The 16,901-nt window shown below is 72.4% G+C and carries 15 protein-coding genes, 1 pseudogene and 1 riboswitch; of the genes and pseudogenes, 4 read left to right on the forward strand and 12 right to left on the reverse strand.

The window, feature by feature from the left end; genetic code table 11:
- The first annotated feature begins 17 nt into the window (after nt 1-17).
- The 3 genes from ABZ924_RS07575 to ABZ924_RS07585 all read left to right on the forward strand — a co-directional run bounded on the left by ABZ924_RS07575 (nt 18) and on the right by ABZ924_RS07585 (nt 3,107).
- Nucleotides 18-1,109 (forward strand): Rossmann fold nucleotide-binding protein, encoded by a 1,092-nt coding sequence (locus ABZ924_RS07575; RefSeq protein WP_361905593.1) that lies wholly within the window; start codon nt 18-20, stop codon nt 1,107-1,109.
- An 80-nt stretch (nt 1,110-1,189) separates the two neighbouring features.
- Nucleotides 1,190-2,101 carry a hypothetical protein gene (locus ABZ924_RS07580; RefSeq protein WP_361905595.1) on the forward strand — a complete coding sequence of 304 codons (912 nt, stop codon included), beginning with the start codon at nt 1,190-1,192 and terminating at the stop codon, nt 2,099-2,101.
- Between the two features lie 67 nt (nt 2,102-2,168).
- A complete protein-coding gene (locus tag ABZ924_RS07585) occupies nt 2,169-3,107 on the forward strand; it encodes a DMT family transporter (protein ID WP_361905597.1) in 939 nt (312 codons plus the stop codon).
- Here the strand turns inward: ABZ924_RS07585 and ABZ924_RS07590 are convergent.
- The 9 genes from ABZ924_RS07590 to rpsB form a co-directional block, all read right to left on the reverse strand.
- Nucleotides 3,064-4,113 carry an ABC transporter ATP-binding protein gene (locus tag ABZ924_RS07590; protein ID WP_361905599.1) on the reverse strand — a complete coding sequence of 350 codons (1,050 nt, stop codon included), beginning with the start codon at nt 4,111-4,113 and terminating at the stop codon, nt 3,064-3,066. The genes ABZ924_RS07585 and ABZ924_RS07590 overlap by 44 nt on opposite strands.
- Nucleotides 4,113-5,729, reverse strand: a complete 1,617-nt coding sequence (locus ABZ924_RS07595; protein ID WP_361905601.1) for an iron ABC transporter permease — start codon at nt 5,727-5,729, stop codon at nt 4,113-4,115. The genes ABZ924_RS07590 and ABZ924_RS07595 overlap by 1 nt, the downstream gene beginning before the upstream one ends.
- 89 nt (nt 5,730-5,818) lie before the next feature.
- Nucleotides 5,819-6,916: a thiamine ABC transporter substrate-binding protein gene (locus ABZ924_RS07600; protein WP_361905603.1), complete on the reverse strand. Its 1,098-nt coding sequence runs from the start codon at nt 6,914-6,916 to the stop codon at nt 5,819-5,821.
- A gap of 84 nt (nt 6,917-7,000) precedes the next feature.
- A riboswitch (TPP riboswitch) is annotated at nt 7,001-7,110 on the reverse strand.
- Between the two features lie 121 nt (nt 7,111-7,231).
- Nucleotides 7,232-8,347, reverse strand: a complete 1,116-nt coding sequence (gene rlmN / locus ABZ924_RS07605; RefSeq protein ID WP_361905605.1) for a 23S rRNA (adenine(2503)-C(2))-methyltransferase RlmN — start codon at nt 8,345-8,347, stop codon at nt 7,232-7,234.
- Nucleotides 8,348-8,560: 213 nt separating this feature from the next.
- A complete protein-coding gene (locus ABZ924_RS07610) occupies nt 8,561-9,637 on the reverse strand; it encodes a phosphatidate cytidylyltransferase (RefSeq protein WP_361905607.1) in 1,077 nt (358 codons plus the stop codon).
- A complete protein-coding gene (gene frr / locus ABZ924_RS07615; protein WP_361905609.1) occupies nt 9,637-10,194 on the reverse strand; it encodes a ribosome recycling factor in 558 nt (185 codons plus the stop codon). The genes ABZ924_RS07610 and frr overlap by 1 nt, the downstream gene beginning before the upstream one ends.
- Before the next feature lie 85 nt (nt 10,195-10,279).
- Nucleotides 10,280-11,059 carry a UMP kinase gene (gene pyrH / locus ABZ924_RS07620; protein WP_361905611.1) on the reverse strand — a complete coding sequence of 260 codons (780 nt, stop codon included), beginning with the start codon at nt 11,057-11,059 and terminating at the stop codon, nt 10,280-10,282.
- A 162-nt stretch (nt 11,060-11,221) separates the two neighbouring features.
- Nucleotides 11,222-12,058 carry a translation elongation factor Ts gene (gene tsf, locus ABZ924_RS07625; protein WP_361905613.1) on the reverse strand — a complete coding sequence of 279 codons (837 nt, stop codon included), beginning with the start codon at nt 12,056-12,058 and terminating at the stop codon, nt 11,222-11,224.
- A 138-nt stretch (nt 12,059-12,196) separates the two neighbouring features.
- On the reverse strand, nt 12,197-13,051 hold the full coding sequence (rpsB, locus tag ABZ924_RS07630; RefSeq protein WP_361905615.1) for a 30S ribosomal protein S2: 855 nt from the start codon (nt 13,049-13,051) through the stop codon (nt 12,197-12,199).
- 249 nt (nt 13,052-13,300) lie between these two features.
- Here rpsB and ABZ924_RS07635 point away from each other — a divergent pair.
- Nucleotides 13,301-13,759 (forward strand): annotated as a pseudogene (locus ABZ924_RS07635) (M23 family metallopeptidase); the annotation flags it as partial.
- Between the two features lie 88 nt (nt 13,760-13,847).
- Here the strand turns inward: ABZ924_RS07635 and ABZ924_RS07640 are convergent.
- From ABZ924_RS07640 to dprA, 3 genes are all read right to left on the reverse strand, one after another.
- A complete protein-coding gene (locus ABZ924_RS07640) occupies nt 13,848-14,405 on the reverse strand; it encodes a helix-turn-helix domain-containing protein (protein ID WP_361905716.1) in 558 nt (185 codons plus the stop codon).
- 52 nt (nt 14,406-14,457) lie between these two features.
- Complete coding sequence (gene whiG, locus ABZ924_RS07645; RefSeq protein ID WP_361905617.1) at nt 14,458-15,294, reverse strand: RNA polymerase sigma factor WhiG; 837 nt, start codon at nt 15,292-15,294, stop codon at nt 14,458-14,460.
- Between the two features lie 209 nt (nt 15,295-15,503).
- The gene (gene dprA, locus ABZ924_RS07650) at nt 15,504-16,688 is read right to left on the reverse strand and encodes a DNA-processing protein DprA (RefSeq protein ID WP_361905619.1); all 1,185 of its coding nucleotides are present in this window, start codon (nt 16,686-16,688) and stop codon (nt 15,504-15,506) included.
- Nucleotides 16,689-16,901: the final 213 nt, after the last annotated feature.

Raw genomic sequence — 16,901 nt, forward strand, 5'->3', positions numbered from 1 at the left:
CGCTTAGGGTGGGCCGAATGGTCAACGCAGACATCGAGATCGAGACGCTCGCCGAGTTCGACCGGGTCGTCTCCCGCGGCTCCCTCAGCGGCTACCGCATCCAGTCGGTCAACCTGCTGGACCGCACGTTCGCCCTGCTGTCCGCCGACACCTCCCACGCCGTGTTCCTCGGCTGCCCGATGGAGCCCGACGCGTCCGTCAAGGTCCGCGCGGACGGAGCCCTGGTCTTCCCGCCGGTGCCGGACCTGCCGTTCAACCCCTACCGTGGCCTGCTGTACACGGCCGACGAGCTCTTCGAGGGGCTGTCCGCCGGGTACGAGGCCACCCGGGACGCCGAGTCCTACGCCTGGTACCAGCAGACCAAGGCCGACGGCGACGTGCTGTCCTCGATGCTGCGCTCCCTCCACGACGACGCCGTCTCCGACGCCCTCGACGAACACCTCGCCGGCGCCCGGGTGGTCGGCGTCATGGGCGGCCACGCGCTGGCCCGCGGCGCCGACGGCTACCGGGGCGCCGCCGAGCTGGCCCGGACCCTGGCCCGCTCCGGGCTGACCGTGGCCACCGGAGGCGGTCCCGGTGCCATGGAGGCCGCCAATCTCGGCGCCCACCTGGCCCCCGCCCCCGACGACGCCCTGCCGGAGGCGCTGGAGATGCTGGCGAAGGCCCCGTCCTTCACGCCCTCGGTCTCCGACTGGGCCCGGGCGGCGTTCGCCGTACGGGACCGCTGGCCCGACGGCGGGGACTCGGTGGGCATCCCGACCTGGTTCTACGGGCACGAGCCGCCGAACGCCTTCGCCGGCCACATCGCCAAGTACTTCGCGAACGCCACCCGCGAGGACGGGCTGCTGTCCCGATCCAACGCGGGCGTGGTGTTCCTGCCGGGCGCGGCGGGCACCGTACAGGAGGTCTTCGACAACGCGACCCCCAACTACTACGCGTCGCGCGGTGAGCCGACGCCGATGGTGCTGGTCGGACGCAGGCACTGGACCGAGCACCTGCCCGTGTGGCCGCTGCTCCGGGCCCTGGCCCGCGGCCGGTCCATGGAGTCGCGCATCGCACTGGTGGAGTCGGTGGAGGAGGTCCCGGCGGCGCTCGCCGCAATGGGCTGACGGCGCGAGGCAACTTCGGGGGCCGTTCTCACGTCTGGCAGAGGTACCGCAAAACCTGCCAGACGTGAACGGAGCGCTCGGTGCTCATAGGCCTGCTGACCGCGATAGCGGCGTCCATCTGCTACGGCACGGGATCCGTCCTGCAAGCCGTCGGCTCGCGCCGCGCGGCCCGTACGACCCCCGCCGAGGCCGGGGTGACCGCGCACGGCGGCCCGAACCTGTCTTCCACCGCCAAGGCGGCGATGACGTGGGAGTTCATCCTCGGCACCGTTCTGGACTTCGCGGGCTTCGGCCTGGGCGCGCTCGCCGCCCGGCTGCTGCCGCTCTTCCTCTCCCAGACGGTCATCAGCGCCAACCTGGTGATCACGGCGGTGCTCAGCGTGCGGATGCTCGGCATCCGGCTCACCCGCAAGGAGTGGATCTCCATCGGCGTGGTGTGCGCGGCGCTGGTGCTGCTGGCGACGGCCGCCGGCCACGAGGGCGGCCACCACGCCCCGATGTCCACGCACTGGTGGCTGTTCGGCGTGACCCTGCTGATCATCGTCGGCGGCACGGTCGCGGTACGGCTGCTGGGCGGGCGGGCGGCGATCCTCGCGGGTCTGCTGTCGGGCCTGGCCTTCGGCGCGCTCGGCGTCGGCGTGCGGATCCTGAACGGCATCGACCCGTTCGACATCGCCTCCCTGCTCGGCGACCCCGCCCTGTACGCCATCGTGCTGGCCGGTGTCGGCGGCATGTACCTGCACACCGTCGCCCTCCAGATCGGCTCCGTCAACGGCGCCACGGCCGCGCTGGTGGTCGGCGAGACCGTTCTGCCCGGCGCGATCGGCGTGCTCTGGCTGGGCGATGCGTCGCGGCCGGGGCTGGCCTGGCTGGCCGTGCTGGGGTTCGTCCTCGCGGTGGCCGGCGCGGTGGCCGTCGCCTGGTACGGCAACCACGACGGGGCGCAGGCCCCCGCCGAGCCGGCGGAGCCGGAGCCGGCCGGCGTCCGGTAGGCGCTCCCGACCGACGGACGGGGGGTGGCGGACGGCGGGCTTCCGGGCGGCGCCCTACCGTGAGGGGATGGAGCAGCGTCCCGACCGGGTGGCGCCGACGGCGTTCACCGCCGGCGCCGTGCTCGCGGGCGGCAACGCGGTCGGGGTCCGGATCTGCCTGCGCGAACTCGACCCGTTGTGGGGCGCCGCCCTCCGGTTCGGGGTGGCGGCGCTGCTGCTCGCCGGTGTCATGGCGGCCCTGCGCCTGCCCCTGCCGCGCGGCCGGGCCCTCGCCGGCGCGGTGGCGTACGGGCTGCTCAACTTCGGCGTCACCTTCGCCCTGACGTACTACGCGCTCGTGGAGATCCACGCCGGGCTGGGGCAGACGCTGCTCGCGCTGGTCCCGCTGGTCACCCTGCTGCTCGCCGTGGTCCAGCGCCAGGAGCGCTTCCGGGCGTCGGCGGCCGCGGGCACCCTGTGCGCCCTGGCCGGGGTCGCGGTGATCTCCCGGGCGCCGCTGCAGGCGTCGGTGCCGCTGCCGTCCTTCGCGGCGCTGCTCGCGAGCGTGCTGTCGTTCGCCGAGGCGGCCGTGCTCGTGCAGCGGATCCCGAAGGTGCACCCGGTGACGATGAACGCGGTCGGGATGGGCGCGGGGGCCGCGGCCCTGTTCGCCGCGTCGGCCGCGGCGGGGGACCGCTGGGTGCTGCCCGGGCGCGCCGCGACGTGGTGGGCGCTGCTGTACCTGGTCGTCGCGGGTTCGGTGCTCGTCTTCGTCTTCTACCTGCTGGTGATCCAGCGCTGGGGCGCGGCCCGGGCCGCGTACGCGTTCGTGGCGGTCCCGGTGGTCGCGATCCTCGCCTCGGCCTGGCTCGACGCCGAGCCGCTGACCGCCTCGCTGCTGCTGGGCACCCCGCTCGTCCTGGCGGGGGTGTACCTCGGGGCGCTGCGCGGGAGCGGCCGTGCCCGGAGCCGGGCCCGGCCTGCTAGGCCGACGGAAGGACGACCACCTGGGACGGGGCGAAGGTGACGGCGACCCGGTCCCCGGGGGACGGGGCTGCGGCCAGGTCGCACTCGGCCTCCAGCGGCGGACCCTGCGCCGGGCGGAGCAGCACGGCGACGTGCGTGCCGCGGAAGGTCCGCGAGAGCACCTCGCACGGCAGGCCGTCCGTGCCGAGCAGGACCCCGGCCGGACGGATCAGGACCTGCTGATCGCCCTCCGGGGAGCCGTCGGGTACGGGCACCTTGCCCCAGGCGGTCGCCGCGGCGCCGCCCGAGACGGTGGCCGGGGCCACGTTCCGGAAGCCGAGGAAGCGCGCCACGAACACCGAGGCGGGCCGCTGCCAGACCTCCAGCGGCGTACCGGCTTGCGCGATGCGGCCCTCGCGCATCACCACCACCCGGTCGGCCAGGGCGAAGGCCTCGCCCTGGTCGTGGGTGACCGCCAGCACTGTGGTGCCCAGCCGGGAGAACAGCTCGCGCAGCTCCACCACGAGGCGTTCGCGCAGCCCACGGTCCAGCTGCCCCAGCGGCTCGTCCAGCATCAGCAGCCGCGGCGAGGGCGCCAGCGCCCGGGCGAGGGCGACCCGCTGCTGCTCGCCGCCCGAGAGGGAGGACACCGAGCGGCGCTGGGCGCCGGGCAGCCCGACCAGCTCCAGCAGCTCCGCGACCCGAGCGGTGTGCGCGGCGCGCGCCCGCGCCCCGCGCCCGGCGCCGTCGGCGGAGCCGCGCATGCGCAGGCCGAAGGCCACGTTCCCGGCGACGTCACGGTGCGGGAAGAGCTGGTGGTCCTGGAACATCAGGCCGACCCCGCGCCGGTGCACCGGCACCCGTGCCTGGTCCGCCCCGCCCAGCAGGACCCGGCCGGCCGACACCGGCTGGAGCCCGGCGACGACCCGCAGCAGTGTGGACTTGCCGCTGCCGCTCGGCCCGAGCACGCACACGATCTCGTGCTCGGCGACCTCGAGGTCCACGGAGTCGACGACGGTGCGCTCTCCGAATCGGACCGACACGCCGGCCAGTTCGAGCAACGTCATCAGAACTCTCCCGAGGTCTTGTCGGGGCGCAGCCGCTCCAGCACCAGCAAGGACACCGCACACACCAGCATCAGAATCGTGCTCAGGGCCATCGCCTGTCCGTAGTTCAGCTCACCGGCCCGCCCGAGCAGCCGGGCCACGGCCACCGGCAGCGTCGGCCGGTCCGGCCGTGCGATGAAGACGGTCGCACCGAACTCCCCCAGCGAGACCGCGAAGGCGAACCCGGCCGCGATCAGCAGGGCCCGCCGCACCAGCGGCAGGTCCACCTCCCGCCAGGCTCTCAGCGGGGACGCGCCGAGCACGGCGGCGGCCTCCCGCAGCCGCACGTCCACGGCCCGCAGCACCGGCAGCATGGTCCGCACCACGAACGGCACGCCGACCAGCGCCTGCGCCAGCGGCACCAGGATCCACGAGGTCCGCAGGTCCAGCGGCGGCTCGTCCAGGGTGATCAGGAACCCGAAGCCGACCGTCACCGCGGAGACCCCGAGCGGGAGCATCAGCAGCGCGTCGAAGCCGCGGACGAACCGGCCCCCGCGCCGGGTGAGCGCGGCCGCGGCCAGTCCGCCGATCAGCACGGCGATGGCGGTGGCGGCCAGCGCGTACTGCAGGGAGTTCCAGATCGCCTCCAGCGGCGGGACCAGGAACGTTCCGCCACCGGCGCCCGCGCTCTGCAGCGCCCGGTAGAAGCCGAACCCGTACCCGCCGGGGGCGTCGAGGGACCGCTCCACCAGGACGCCGAGCGGCAGCACGACCAGCAGCGCCACGCTCAGCAGCACCCCGCCCAGCAGCGCCCACTGTCCGGCGCCGCGCGGCCGGTGCACGGTCCGGGCGGGATCCACGAGCCGCAGCGCGGTCTCGCGCCGGCGCACCGTCCAGGCGTGCACGCCGAGGATCATCAGGACGGCGGCGAACTGCACCATCGTCAGGACGGCGGCCGTGGGCAGGTCCAGCAGCTGTGCGGTCTGCCGGTAGACCTCGACCTCCAGGGTGGCGTACGAGGGCCCGCCGAGGATCTGCACGACGCCGAAGGAGGTGAAGGTGAACAGGAACACCATCAGCGCGGCGGCTGCCACCGCCGGGGCCAGCGCCGGCAGCGTCACGCGCCGCCACGCGGCGAAGCGCCCGGCGCCCAGCACCCGGGCGGCCTCCTCCTGCCGCGGGTCGAGCTGGGCCCACAGCCCGCCGACCGTGCGGACGACGACCGCGTAGTTGAAGAAGACGTGTGCGAGGAGGATCGCCCAGACGGTGGTGTCCAGCCGGACGCCCCACAGCTCCTGGAGGAGCCCGCCCCGCCCGACCAGCGCCAGGAAGGCGGTCCCGACGACCACGGTCGGCAGCACGAACGGAACGGTGACCACGGCCCGCAGCAGCTGCTTGCCGCGGAAGTCGAACCGTGCGAAGGCGTACGCGCCGGGCAGTGCGATCAGCAGGGTCAGCGCGGTTGACGCGAGCGCCTGCCAGGTGGTGAACCACAGGACGTCGGCGATGTCGGGCCGGGCGAGCACCTCGCCGATGCGGCCGAGCTGCCAGCCCTCGTCGGTCTTGACGCCCCGGCCGACGATCGCGGCGACGGGATAGGCGAAGAACAGCCCGAAGAAGGCCAGCGGTACGGCCATCAGGGCGAGCCTGACGGCCGTACCGCGTGCGCCCTCGCGCGGCGCGGCAGCGCCTGCGCGGGGGCGGCCTCCACCTGGGTCCGCGGAAATTACTTCACGACGATCGAGGACCACGTCTTGACCCACTGCTCACGGTTCTTGGCGATGGTCTCGGGAGCCACGTTCTCCGGCTTCTCGATGACCACGCCGTGCTTCGTGAACAGCTCCGGCAGCTTCGCGTCCTTGACCACCGGGTTCACGAACATCTGGAGCGGCATGTCCTCCTGGAACTTCCTGCCGATCAGGAAGTCGATCAGCGCCTTGCCGCCCTCCTCGTTCTTCGCGCCCTTGAGCAGGCCGGCGAACTCGACCTGGCGGAAGCAGGTGCCGGTGGACACGCCCGTGGGGGCCTCGGCCGGCTGCGGCTCGCCGTACAGCACCTCGACCGGCGGGCTGGAGGCGTAGGAGACGACCAGCGGACGGTCGCCCTTGGCCTTCTTGCCGCCCGCGGAGCCGGAGAAGCGCTCGTTGTAGGCCTGCTCCCAGCCGTCGACGACCTCGACGCCGTTGGCCTTCAGCTTGGTCCAGTAGTCCTTCCAGCCGTCCTCGCCGTACTTGCCGACGGTGGCGAGCAGGAAGCCGAGGCCGGGCGAGGAGGTCGCCGCGTTCTCGGTGACGAGCAGGCCCTTGTACTCGGGCTTGAGCAGGTCGTCCAGCGTCTGCGGCGGGGCGAGCTTCTTGTCGGCGAAGTACGCCTTGTCGTAGTTGACGCAGATGTCGCCCGAGTCGACCGGGGTGACCCGGTGCTGCTTGTCGAGGACGTACTCGGGCTTGACCCCGTCCAGGCCCTTGGCCTCGTACGGCGTGAAGATCCCGTTGTCGAGGGCGCGGGAGAGCAGGGTGTTGTCCACGCCGAAGAACACGTCGCCGCGCGGCGAGCCCTTGGTGAGGATCTCCTGGTTGAGGGCGGCGCCCGCGTCCCCGGACTTGAGGACCTTCACGGTGTAGCCGCTCTGCTGCTCGAACTCCTTCAGGACCGTGTCGGTCACGTTGAAGGAGTCGTGGGAGACGAGCGTGATCGTCTTCTGCTTCGGCGACTCGCTCCCGCCGGCGGCCGGCTTGTCGTCGCCGCCACCGCAGGCGGCGAGCGTGGTCACGCCGAGCGCGGTGGCGAGCACGGCGCCCGCGATCTTCCTGGTGGTGCTCACTGGTGGATTCCTCCTGGAGTGACCAGGAGAAGACGCGGCCCTGCCCGGCGCTGTCAGGAGCGGACGCCGGGCAGGGCGCAACAGCTTGAGTGATGACCGAACTTCCTACCCCGAATGACCGGGGCGAGGTTCAGAGGGTCTGCGGTGGACGGTGACCGCACTCTCAGCGCTGTGGCGCTCCCCTGTCGGAATATGCAAATAGGTACGGCCACAGCGTACCCCGTGGCCGTACCCGGGCCTGCGGGGAACCGCAGGCAACTGCGCAGGTCAGCGCGTCAGTGCCGGTCAGCGCCGGTCAGCGCCGGTCAGTGCCTGTCAGCGCTCCGATGCGGCGAGCTGGCCGCAGGCGCCGTCGATCTCCTGACCGCGCGTGTCGCGTACCGTCACCGGAACGCCGTGGCGGGCGATGGCCTCCACGAAGGCACGCTCGTCCTCGGGGCGCGAGGCGGTCCACTTGGAGCCCGGCGTCGGGTTCAGCGGGATCAGGTTGACGTGGACGCGCTTGCCCTTGAGGAGCCGGCCGAGGAGGTCGCCGCGCCAGGCCTGGTCGTTGATGTCGCGGATCAGGGCGTACTCGATGGAGACCCGGCGGCCGGACTTCTCCGCATACTCCCAGGCCGCGTCGAGGACCTCGCGGACCTTCCAGCGGGTGTTCACCGGGACGAGGGTGTCGCGCAGCTCGTCGTCCGGGGCGTGCAGCGAGACGGCGAGGCGGCACTTGAAGCCCTCGTCGGCGAAGCGGTGGATGGCCGGGACCAGGCCGACGGTGGAGACGGTGATCCCGCGCTGCGAGAGGCCGAGGCCGTCGGGCTCGGGGTCGGTCAGGCGGCGGATGGCGCCGACGACGCGGTTGTAGTTGGCCAGCGGCTCGCCCATGCCCATGAAGACGATGTTGGACAGGCGGGCCGGGCCGCCGGGGACCTCGCCGTCGCGCAGAGCGCGCATGCCGTCGACGATCTGGTGCACGATCTCGGCGGTGGACAGGTTCCGGTCCAGGCCGGCCTGGCCGGTGGCGCAGAACGGGCAGTTCATGCCGCAGCCGGCCTGCGAGGAGATGCACATGGTGACCCGGTCGGGGTAGCGCATCAGCACGGACTCCACGAGCGTGCCGTCGTGCAGCTTCCACAGGGTCTTGCGGGTGGTGTCGTCGTCGCACGAGATGTGCCGGACGACCGACATCAGGTCCGGCAGCAGCTCCTGCTGGAGCTTCTCGCGGGAGCCGGCCGGGATGTCCGTCCACTCGGCCGGGTCGTGCGCGTAGCGCGCGAAGTAGTGCTGCGAGAGCTGCTTGGCCCGGAACGGCTTCTCGCCGATCGCGGCGACCGCCTCGCGGCGCTCCTCGGGCGTGAGGTCGGCCAGGTGCCGGGGCGGCTTCTTCGCCCCCTTGGGCGCGACGAAGGTGAGCTCTCCCGGAGCGGGGCGGGGTGCCATGATCGGTCCTTCCTCAGGGCGACGAGGTCCGACGACCTCCGTACGGGCGGAGGTGATGGCGGTGGCGCGTCCGCGCCGGAGACCTCACACGAAATGCATCCCCGCGATCACGGGGTGAAGGGCGCACCACAGGTGGTGGTGCGCCCTTCAGGATAACCCGGTCGGCCCAGCCGATGCCCTCGGCCGGCTCTCGCCCCGTGCCCTGCGGTGGTGTCAGCCGGTGCCGACGAAGAGGGCCAGCAGCAGCCACACCACCGGGGCGGTGGGCAGCAGGGAGTCGAGCCGGTCCATGATGCCGCCGTGGCCCGGCAGCAGCGTGCCCATGTCCTTGATGCCCAGGTCCCGCTTGATCATCGACTCGCCGAGGTCGCCGAGGGTGGCGCTGACGGCGACCGCGAGGCCGAGCAGCAGGCCCTGCCACCAGGCTCCCCCGTCGATGAGGAACTCCATGCACAGCGCGCCGGCGCCCATCGCGAAGGCGACCGCGCCGAAGAGCCCCTCGCGGGTCTTGCCGGGGCTGATGCGCGGGGCGAGCTTGTGCTTGCCGAAGCGCCAGCCCACCGCGTAGGCCCCGGTGTCGCTGACCACGGTCAGCAGCAGGAAGGTGACCACGCGCTGGGGCCCGTCGTCCGCGGTGAGCAGCATCGCGACGAAGGTGGCCAGGAAGGGCACGTAGAACGCCGCGAAGACACCCGCCGTGACGTCCTTGAGGTAGTCCTCGGGCGGTTCGGTCATCCGCCAGACCAGGACGGCCAGCGCCGTCAGGGCCATGGCCACCCAGGCTCCCTCGGCCCCGCGGACGTATCCGGCGATGACCATGGCGGCGCCGCCGATCGCCAGCGGGACGAGCGGCGCCTTGATGCCCTTCTTCTCCTGGAGCCGGGAGGTGAGCTCCCACAGGCCCACGACGACCGCGACGACGATGACGCCGACGAAGACCGCCTTGACGATGAAGAGCGAGGCGAAGATCACCGCACCGAGGCCGACGCCGACCCCTATGGCGGCCCGCAGGTCGCGCCCGGCCCGCTTCTTCTGCGGCGGGGGCGAGGCGTCCTGCGGTGCCTGCGAAGGCGGAGGCGGGGGGCTGGGCATGGGCTCCTGCGGCGGCATCTCGGCGCGGAACGGGGGGCCGCCGTCAGCGGCAGCCCCCCGATCGCGTGCTTCCCGGTCGTCGAAGTCACGGCCGGCGGCATCGGGCACGATGGGCATGGGCCGAGTGTGCGGTCCCACCAGCGCATCGTATGCGGGACCCGCCGGAACCGGCTCCGTGGCCCAGGGAGAGTCGTTCATCAGACCTCGAGGAGCTCGGCTTCCTTGTGCTTGAGCAGCTCGTCCACCTGCGCGACGTACTTCGCGGTGGTGTCGTCGAGCTCCTTCTCGGCGCGGCGCACCTCGTCCTCGCCGGCCTCCTTGTCCTTGACCAGCTTGTCCAGGGAGTCCTTGGCCTTGCGGCGGACGGAGCGGATGGACACGCGCGAGTCCTCGGCCTTGCCCTTGGCGACCTTGATGAACTCCTTGCGGCGGTCCTGGGTCAGCTCGGGGAAGGTCACCCGGATGATGTTGCCGTCGTTGCTCGGGTTGACACCGAGGTCGGAGTCGCGGATGGCCTGCTCGATGTTGCGCAGGGCGCTCTTGTCGAACGGGGTGACGATGGCCATGCGCGGCTCGGGCACCGAGAAGGAGGCGAGCTGGTTGATGGGAGTGAGCGCGCCGTAGTAGTCCGCGACGATCTTGTTGAACATCGCCGGGTGCGCACGGCCGGTGCGGATCGCGGCGAAGTCTTCCTTGGCGACGACGACGGCCTTCTCCATCTTCTCCTCGGCCTCGAGGAGGATTTCTTCGATCACCACGTGCTCCTGCATGTCTTGAATGGATGGTTCAGGCGGGCGGTGCGGGCCGGGCCCCGCGGGGCCCGGTCCGGCTGCGGACCGCTCAGGCCCGGGTTCCCTGGTCGCTCACGAGCGTGCCGATCTTCTCACCCTTGACGGCGCGGGCGATATTGCCCTCGGCGAGCAGTTCGAACACCAGGATCGGCAGCTTGTTGTCGCGGCACAGCGTGATGGCGGTGGCGTCGGCGACCTTGAGGTCGCGGGAGAGCACCTCGCCGTACTCCAGCGCGTCGAACTTCACTGCGTCGGGGTTCTTCTTCGGGTCGGAGTCGTAGACCCCGTCGACGCCGTTCTTGCCCATGAGCAGGGCCTCGGCGTCGATCTCCAGGGCGCGCTGGGCGGCCGTGGTGTCGGTGGAGAAGTACGGCATGCCCATGCCCGCGCCGAAGATGACGACGCGGCCCTTCTCCAGGTGCCGTACGGCGCGCAGCGGGATGTACGGCTCTGCGACCTGGCCCATGGTGATCGCGGTCTGCACACGGGAGTCGATGCCTTCCTTCTCCAGGAAGTCCTGGAGGGCGAGGCAGTTCATGACGGTGCCGAGCATGCCCATGTAGTCGGACCGGGCGCGGTCCATGCCGCGCTGCTGGAGTTCGGCGCCGCGGAAGAAGTTGCCGCCGCCGATGACGACGGCGATCTCCGCGCCGTCGCGCACCACCGCGCCGATTTCACGCGCGATGGCGTGCACGACGTCGGGGTCGACGCCCAGTCCTCCGCCACCGGAGAAGGCTTCGCCGGACAGCTTCAGCATGAAGCGGCGGCCCTTCTTCCCGTGGTCGCTCTTGTCGTCGGAAGCGGTGTGGGGGTCCACGCCCTGATTCATGGAGATCTCCTCGTGCGCATACGAAGAAGGCCATTGCCGGTGGGTCCTCGCGGTTCCCTCTACGGCAATGGCCTCCTCGTCAGATCTGCGGTCGTTCCGCGCGGACGCGGACGACTGCTTCAGACCCTACCGGGGTCCGGTGTCCGTCGTGTACCGACGGACTCAGATGCCGACCTTGATGCGCGCGAAGCGCTTCAGGGTGACACCGGCCTCGTCCAGAACCTTCTGGACGGACTTCTTGTTGTCCAGCGCGTACGGCTGGCCGAGGAGGGTGGCCTCCTTGAAGAAGCCGTTGACGCGACCCTCGACGATCTTGGCGATGGCAGCCTCGGGCTTGCCCTCCGCGCGGGTGACCTCTTCGGCGATGCGGCGCTCGGACTCGACCTTCTCGGCCGGGACGTCCTCGGCGGACAGCCACTGCGGGGCGAACGCGGCGATGTGCTGCGCGACGCCGCGGGCGACCTCGGCGTTCTCCTTGTCGAGCTCGACCAGGACGCCGATCTGGAACGGCAGGTCGGGCATCGTGCGGTGCATGTACGCGGTCACGTAGCCGCCGGAGAACTGCGCGAAGCGGTCCAGGACGATCTTCTCGCCGAGGTTGGCGTTGGCCTCGTCGACGAAGGCGGTGACGGTCTTGCCGGGCTCGATCTCGGAGGCGAGCAGGGCCTCGATGTCGGCCGGGGAGGTGGCGGCGACGTGGGCGGCCAGCTGGTTGGCGACGGCCAGGAACTTGTCACCCTTGGCGACGAAGTCCGTCTCGCACTTCAGCTCGACGATGACGCCGGAGGTGTTGTCGTCGGCAATGAGGGAGACGACGGCACCGTTCTCGGCAGAACGGCCCTCGCGCTTGGCGACACCCTTCTGACCCTTGATGCGGAGGGCCTCCTGGGCCTTCTCGACATCGCCGTCGGCCTCGACGAGCGCGTTCTTGCAGTCCAGCATGCCGGCGCCGGTGAGCTCGCGGAGCTTCTTGACGTCAGCGGCGGTGTAGTTCGCCATGAGTCTTTTGCTTCTCTCTCGAAGTCGTAGATCTACGGGTGAACGGCGGAGGAGGCGCGCTTCGTGAGCGCGGCTCCCCCGCCGTCATCGTCCGTGCTGCGAGTGCCCGGCACGTGAACGCCGGGCGCTCCCAGTGGGTCAGGCCTGCTCGGCGTCCGCGGCCGGGGCCTCGGCGGCCGGGGCCTCGGCGGCGGCGGCCGGCTCGTCGGCCTTCTTCTCACCCTCGAGCAGGTCGCGCTCCCACTCGGCGAGCGGCTCGCCGGCGGCCTTGTCGCCCGGCTTCGAGTCACCGGTCGCAGCGCCGGAGCGGGCGATGAGGCCCTCGGCGACGGCGTCGGCGATCACGCGGGTGAGCAGGGTGACGGAGCGGATCGCGTCGTCGTTGCCCGGGATCTTGTAGTCGACCTCGTCGGGGTCGCAGTTGGTGTCGAGGATCGCGACGACCGGGATGTGCAGCTTGCGCGCCTCACCGACGGCGATGTGCTCCTTCTTGGTGTCGACGATCCAGACGGCGCTGGGGACCTTCGACATCTCGCGGATACCACCGAGGGTCTTCTCCAGCTTGGCCTTCTCGCGGGAGAGGACCAGGAGCTCCTTCTTGGTGAGACCCGAGGCAGCGACGTCCTCGAAGTCGATCGCCTCGAGCTCCTTCAGGCGCTGCAGGCGCTTGTAGACGGTGGAGAAGTTGGTGAGCATGCCACCCAGCCAGCGCTGGTTGACGTACGGCATGCCGACACGCGTCGCCTGCTCGGCGATGGCCTCCTGGGCCTGCTTCTTCGTACCGACGAACATGATGGAGCCGCCGTGCGCGACGGTCTCCTTGACGAACTCGTAGGCGCGGTCGATGTACGACAGCGACTGGAGCAGGTCGATGATGTAGATGCCGTTGCGCTCGGTGAAGATGAAGCGCTTCATCTTCGGGTTCCAGCGACGGGTCTGGTGACCGAAGTGGACGCCGCTCTCCAGCAGCTCCCGCATCGTTACGACGGCCATGGCCATCTCCTTGGTTTTCTCGGTTTGGTCCTGACGTCCCATCGCGTCCTGCCCCCGGGAGGGGACCGAGAGACGCTGCCGCGCGGCCGGATCGGCCGGTGCTGGGGCGTGCGAAGTCGACCCGGTGACCCGGATCGCCGTAAGAAGTGTACGGGACCGGGCGGTATGCCAGGTGACGCCGCTGTCCACAGCGGGCCGCCCGTCCACAGGCGCCGTCGCGCTGCGCGACGGGTTCGGGACGCTGCGGTCATGACGACGCTGCTGCTCATCCTGCTGCTGGCGGTGGTTCCCGCCCGCGCCGCCGGCCCGCCCGCCGCCGGCCTGCCCACCGCCGGCCCGCCCGCTGCCGGCCCGGCGGCGGCTGCCGGCGGCGCCCGGCCGCTGGCCGCGCCCTTGGTCGTGGTGGGCTGGTGGGACCCGCCGCCGGGGCCGTACGCGGCCGGGCACCGCGGGGTGGACCTGGCCGCTCCGGTGGGGGCGCCGGTGCGGGCGGTGGGGCCGGGCCGGGTCCACTTCGCCGGGCCGGTCGCCGGGCGCGGGGTGCTCTCCCTCACCCTGCCGGGCGGGCTGCGCACCACGTACGAGCCGGTCAGACCGCTGGTCGCGGAGGGCGAGGCAGTCACCCCGGGCCAGGTGGTGGCGGTGCTGACGGAGGGCGCGCACTGTGCGCAGCCGTGCCTGCACTGGGGCCTGCTGGCCGGCGAGGCCTACCGCAACCCGCTCGCCCTGGTCCCCCGGCCCACGCCCCGACTGCTGCCGTCGGCGGCGGTGCCCGCCGGGCCGGCAGCCCCCGGCCTCAGCCCCGTACGCCGTGCAGGGCCATGGCCACGGCCGTCTCGGTCACCACGGCCGGGTCCTCGGCCGCGCCGAGCTCGATGCGCCGCACCGCCGCGTCGACCACGCCCTGCAGCAGCATCGCGGCCAGCTTCGGCTGCTCCTGGCCCAGGGCCCCGAGCGCCTCGACGATCATCGCCACGAGTCCGCCGTGCGCCGCGCGGATCTTCTCCCGCGCGCCCGCGTCCAGCTCGCTGGCCGAGATCGCGACCACCGCCCGGTGCCGCCGGTCCCCGACCAGGCCCAGCTGGCTGCGCACATACGCCTCGATCTTCGCCTCGGGCGTCGGCGCCTGCTCCATGGCCGCCTCGATCTCGGCGGCCCACACGGGGAAGTCCACCGCGCAGAGCTCTTCGACCACGGCCGCTCGGGAGCGGAAGTACTCGTACACGGAGGACCGGGCGAGCCCGGTCCGCTCCGCCAGGGCGGGGAAGGTCAGCGCTTCCGTACCGCCTTCGGACAACAGGGTCCGGGCGGCGTCCAACAGGGCGCCGCGCTGCATCGACCGGTGCTCGGCCACGGAGGCCGCTCGAATCCTGGGCACGCTCCCACTGTACGGAGCCACCGCAGGCTCAGCGGCCCACATCCGCCAGCTTGGCGCGCAGTTGGAGCACGGACTTGGTGTGGATCTGGCTGACCCTGCTCTCGGTGACGCCCAGGACGTTGCCGATCTCGGCGAGCGTGAGGCCCTCGTAGTAGTAGAGCGTCACCACGGTCTTCTCGCGTTCGGGCAGCGTGTTGATGGCCCGGGCCAGCAGTCGGCGCAGCTCGCGGTCCTCGGCCACCTCCACGGGGTCGTCCGCGGCGGTGTCCTCGAGGGTGTCCATCAGGGAGAGGCGGTCACCGCCCTCGCCGCCGACGTGCAGCAGCTCCTCGAGGGCCACCACGTTGGCCAGCGACAACTGGCTGAAGACCGTGTGGAGTTCCTCCACCGCGATCCCCATCTCGCCGGCCACCTCGTGCTCGGTGGGGGTGCGGCGCAGCTGCGCCTCCAAGGTGGCGTAGGCCCGCTCCACGGCCCGGGCCTTCTGCCGCACGGAGCGCGGGATCCAGTCCAGTGCCCGCAGTTCGTCGATCATCGCGCCGCGGATGCGGGTGATGGCGTACGTCTCGAACTTGATGGAGCGGTCGAGGTCGAACTTCTCGATGGCGTCGATCAGCCCGAAGACCCCGGAGGAGACGAAGTCGGCCTGTTCCACGTTGGGCGGCAGGCCCACGCTGACCCGGCCGGCCACGTACTTCACGAGCGGCGAGTAGTGCAGGATCAACTGCTCCCGCAGCCGCTCGTCCCCCGTCTCCTTGTACGAGCGCCACAGCGCCTCCAGGGACGAGGGCGCGGTGGACCGCACGCTGCCGCGGGCAGCGGAGGGCACAGCAGCGCGGTCGGACCCTGAGGTGTGCTGGGGCATGCTTCGCCTTTGCCGGAGCCGGATTCCTTGGGAGCGTAGCGTGACGAGAGTGTCGCGGTGCGCGAAGAGTACGGGATCGTATGAGGCCCCAGCAGCGCCCCGACTCGCGCGGGCGACCCGGGACCGGCGCCTGGCGCTCGGTCCCGGCGGCTGCCGGCGGGAAGACCGCGTGATTCATCGCCTTCACTCTTTCACCGCAGCGCCCCAGGTCAACGACCGCCTCGCCGGGCGCCACCGGTTTGAGTGCCTCCTTCTCGTGTTCGCGGGGTCAACCGCCAGCCGTCGCCCAGCCGTTCGACGAACCCCAGAGAGTGAAGTTCGTACAGTCTGCCGATGACTTCATCGGTGCCGGTTCCCGCGGCGAGGGCCAGTTGCGCCGGCTGTACGGGGCGGCCCGCCGGGATGGCTTCGAGCACCCGGGCGGTGTCCGGGTCCAGCAGGTCCCGGGCGAGGATCGGCCCGCGCCGCGCGGGGGCCAGCTCGCCCATGCCGCCGACCAGCTCGACCACCTCCGCGGCGTCCGTGACGAGCACGGCCTCGCCCCGCAGCAGCTCGTGCACCCCGGCCGACAGTCCGCTGGTGGCGGGCCCGGGCACGCCCATGGTGAAGCGGCCCAGCTGCCGGGCCCACCGTGCCGTGACCAGGGAGCCGCTGCGGTAGGCGGCCTCGACCACGACGGTCCCGCGGGTGAGGGCGGCGATGACGCGGTTGCGCAGGACGAAGCGGCTGGGGGTGGGATGGCTGCCCACCGGCAGCTCGCCCAGCACCAGCCCCTGCCCGGCGATGGCGCCGAGCAGCCCGGCGTGCCCGCGGGGGTAGGCGACGTCCACCCCGCAGGCCAGCACCGCGGCCGTGGCGCCGCCGGCGCCGAGGGCCCCGCGGTGGGCGGCCGCGTCCACCCCGTACGCCGCTCCCGACACCACGACCCAGCCGCGCTCGGCGAGCCCCGCGGCCAGGGTGTGGGCCATGTGCGCGCCGTACGGGGTGCAGGCACGGGCGCCGACCAGGGCGACCGAGCGCAGCGCCCAGGTCCGCAGGTCGGGCCGGCCCCGCACCCAGAGGCCGACGGGCCGTGCGTCGCCGAGGTCGTCGAGCTGGGTGGGCCACTGGGGCGAGCCGGGGCAGATGAACCGGCAGCCCGCCGCGGCGGCCTCGGACAGCTCCCGCCGCGGGTCGGCGAGCGCGGCCCGCGCGCGCCATCCGGCGAGCCGCTGCGGCCCGACACCGGTGAGCTCCTCCGGCTCGGGATCCGGGCCGGTCAGCAGCCGCATCAGCCCGGCGGCGCCGTGCTCGCGCAGCCAGCGCCCGCCGTGCTCGTCCCCGGGCTCGATCACCCGGGCCAGCGCCACCCGCGCCAGCACCTCGTCGCCGTCCCCGCCCTCCGGTTCCCACACCGCTGCCCCGGACGTACTTCCACCGGCCGCCCCCGCCCCGGACACCGCTGCGCCGGCAGCGCCGGACAGCCCGGCCCCGGGCACCGCTGCACCGCTCGCCCCGGCCCCGGACACCCCCGCATCAGATGCCTCCTCACCGGGAGGCCCGCCACCGGAACCCCGGGCCGGGAGCGACCACGGGTCGGCTCCCGGCTCCGGCTCCGGGGGCGGCCA

The sequence above is a fragment of the Streptomyces sp. NPDC046876 genome (genome assembly GCF_040645035.1).
GTDB lineage: Bacteria > Actinomycetota > Actinomycetes > Streptomycetales > Streptomycetaceae > Streptomyces.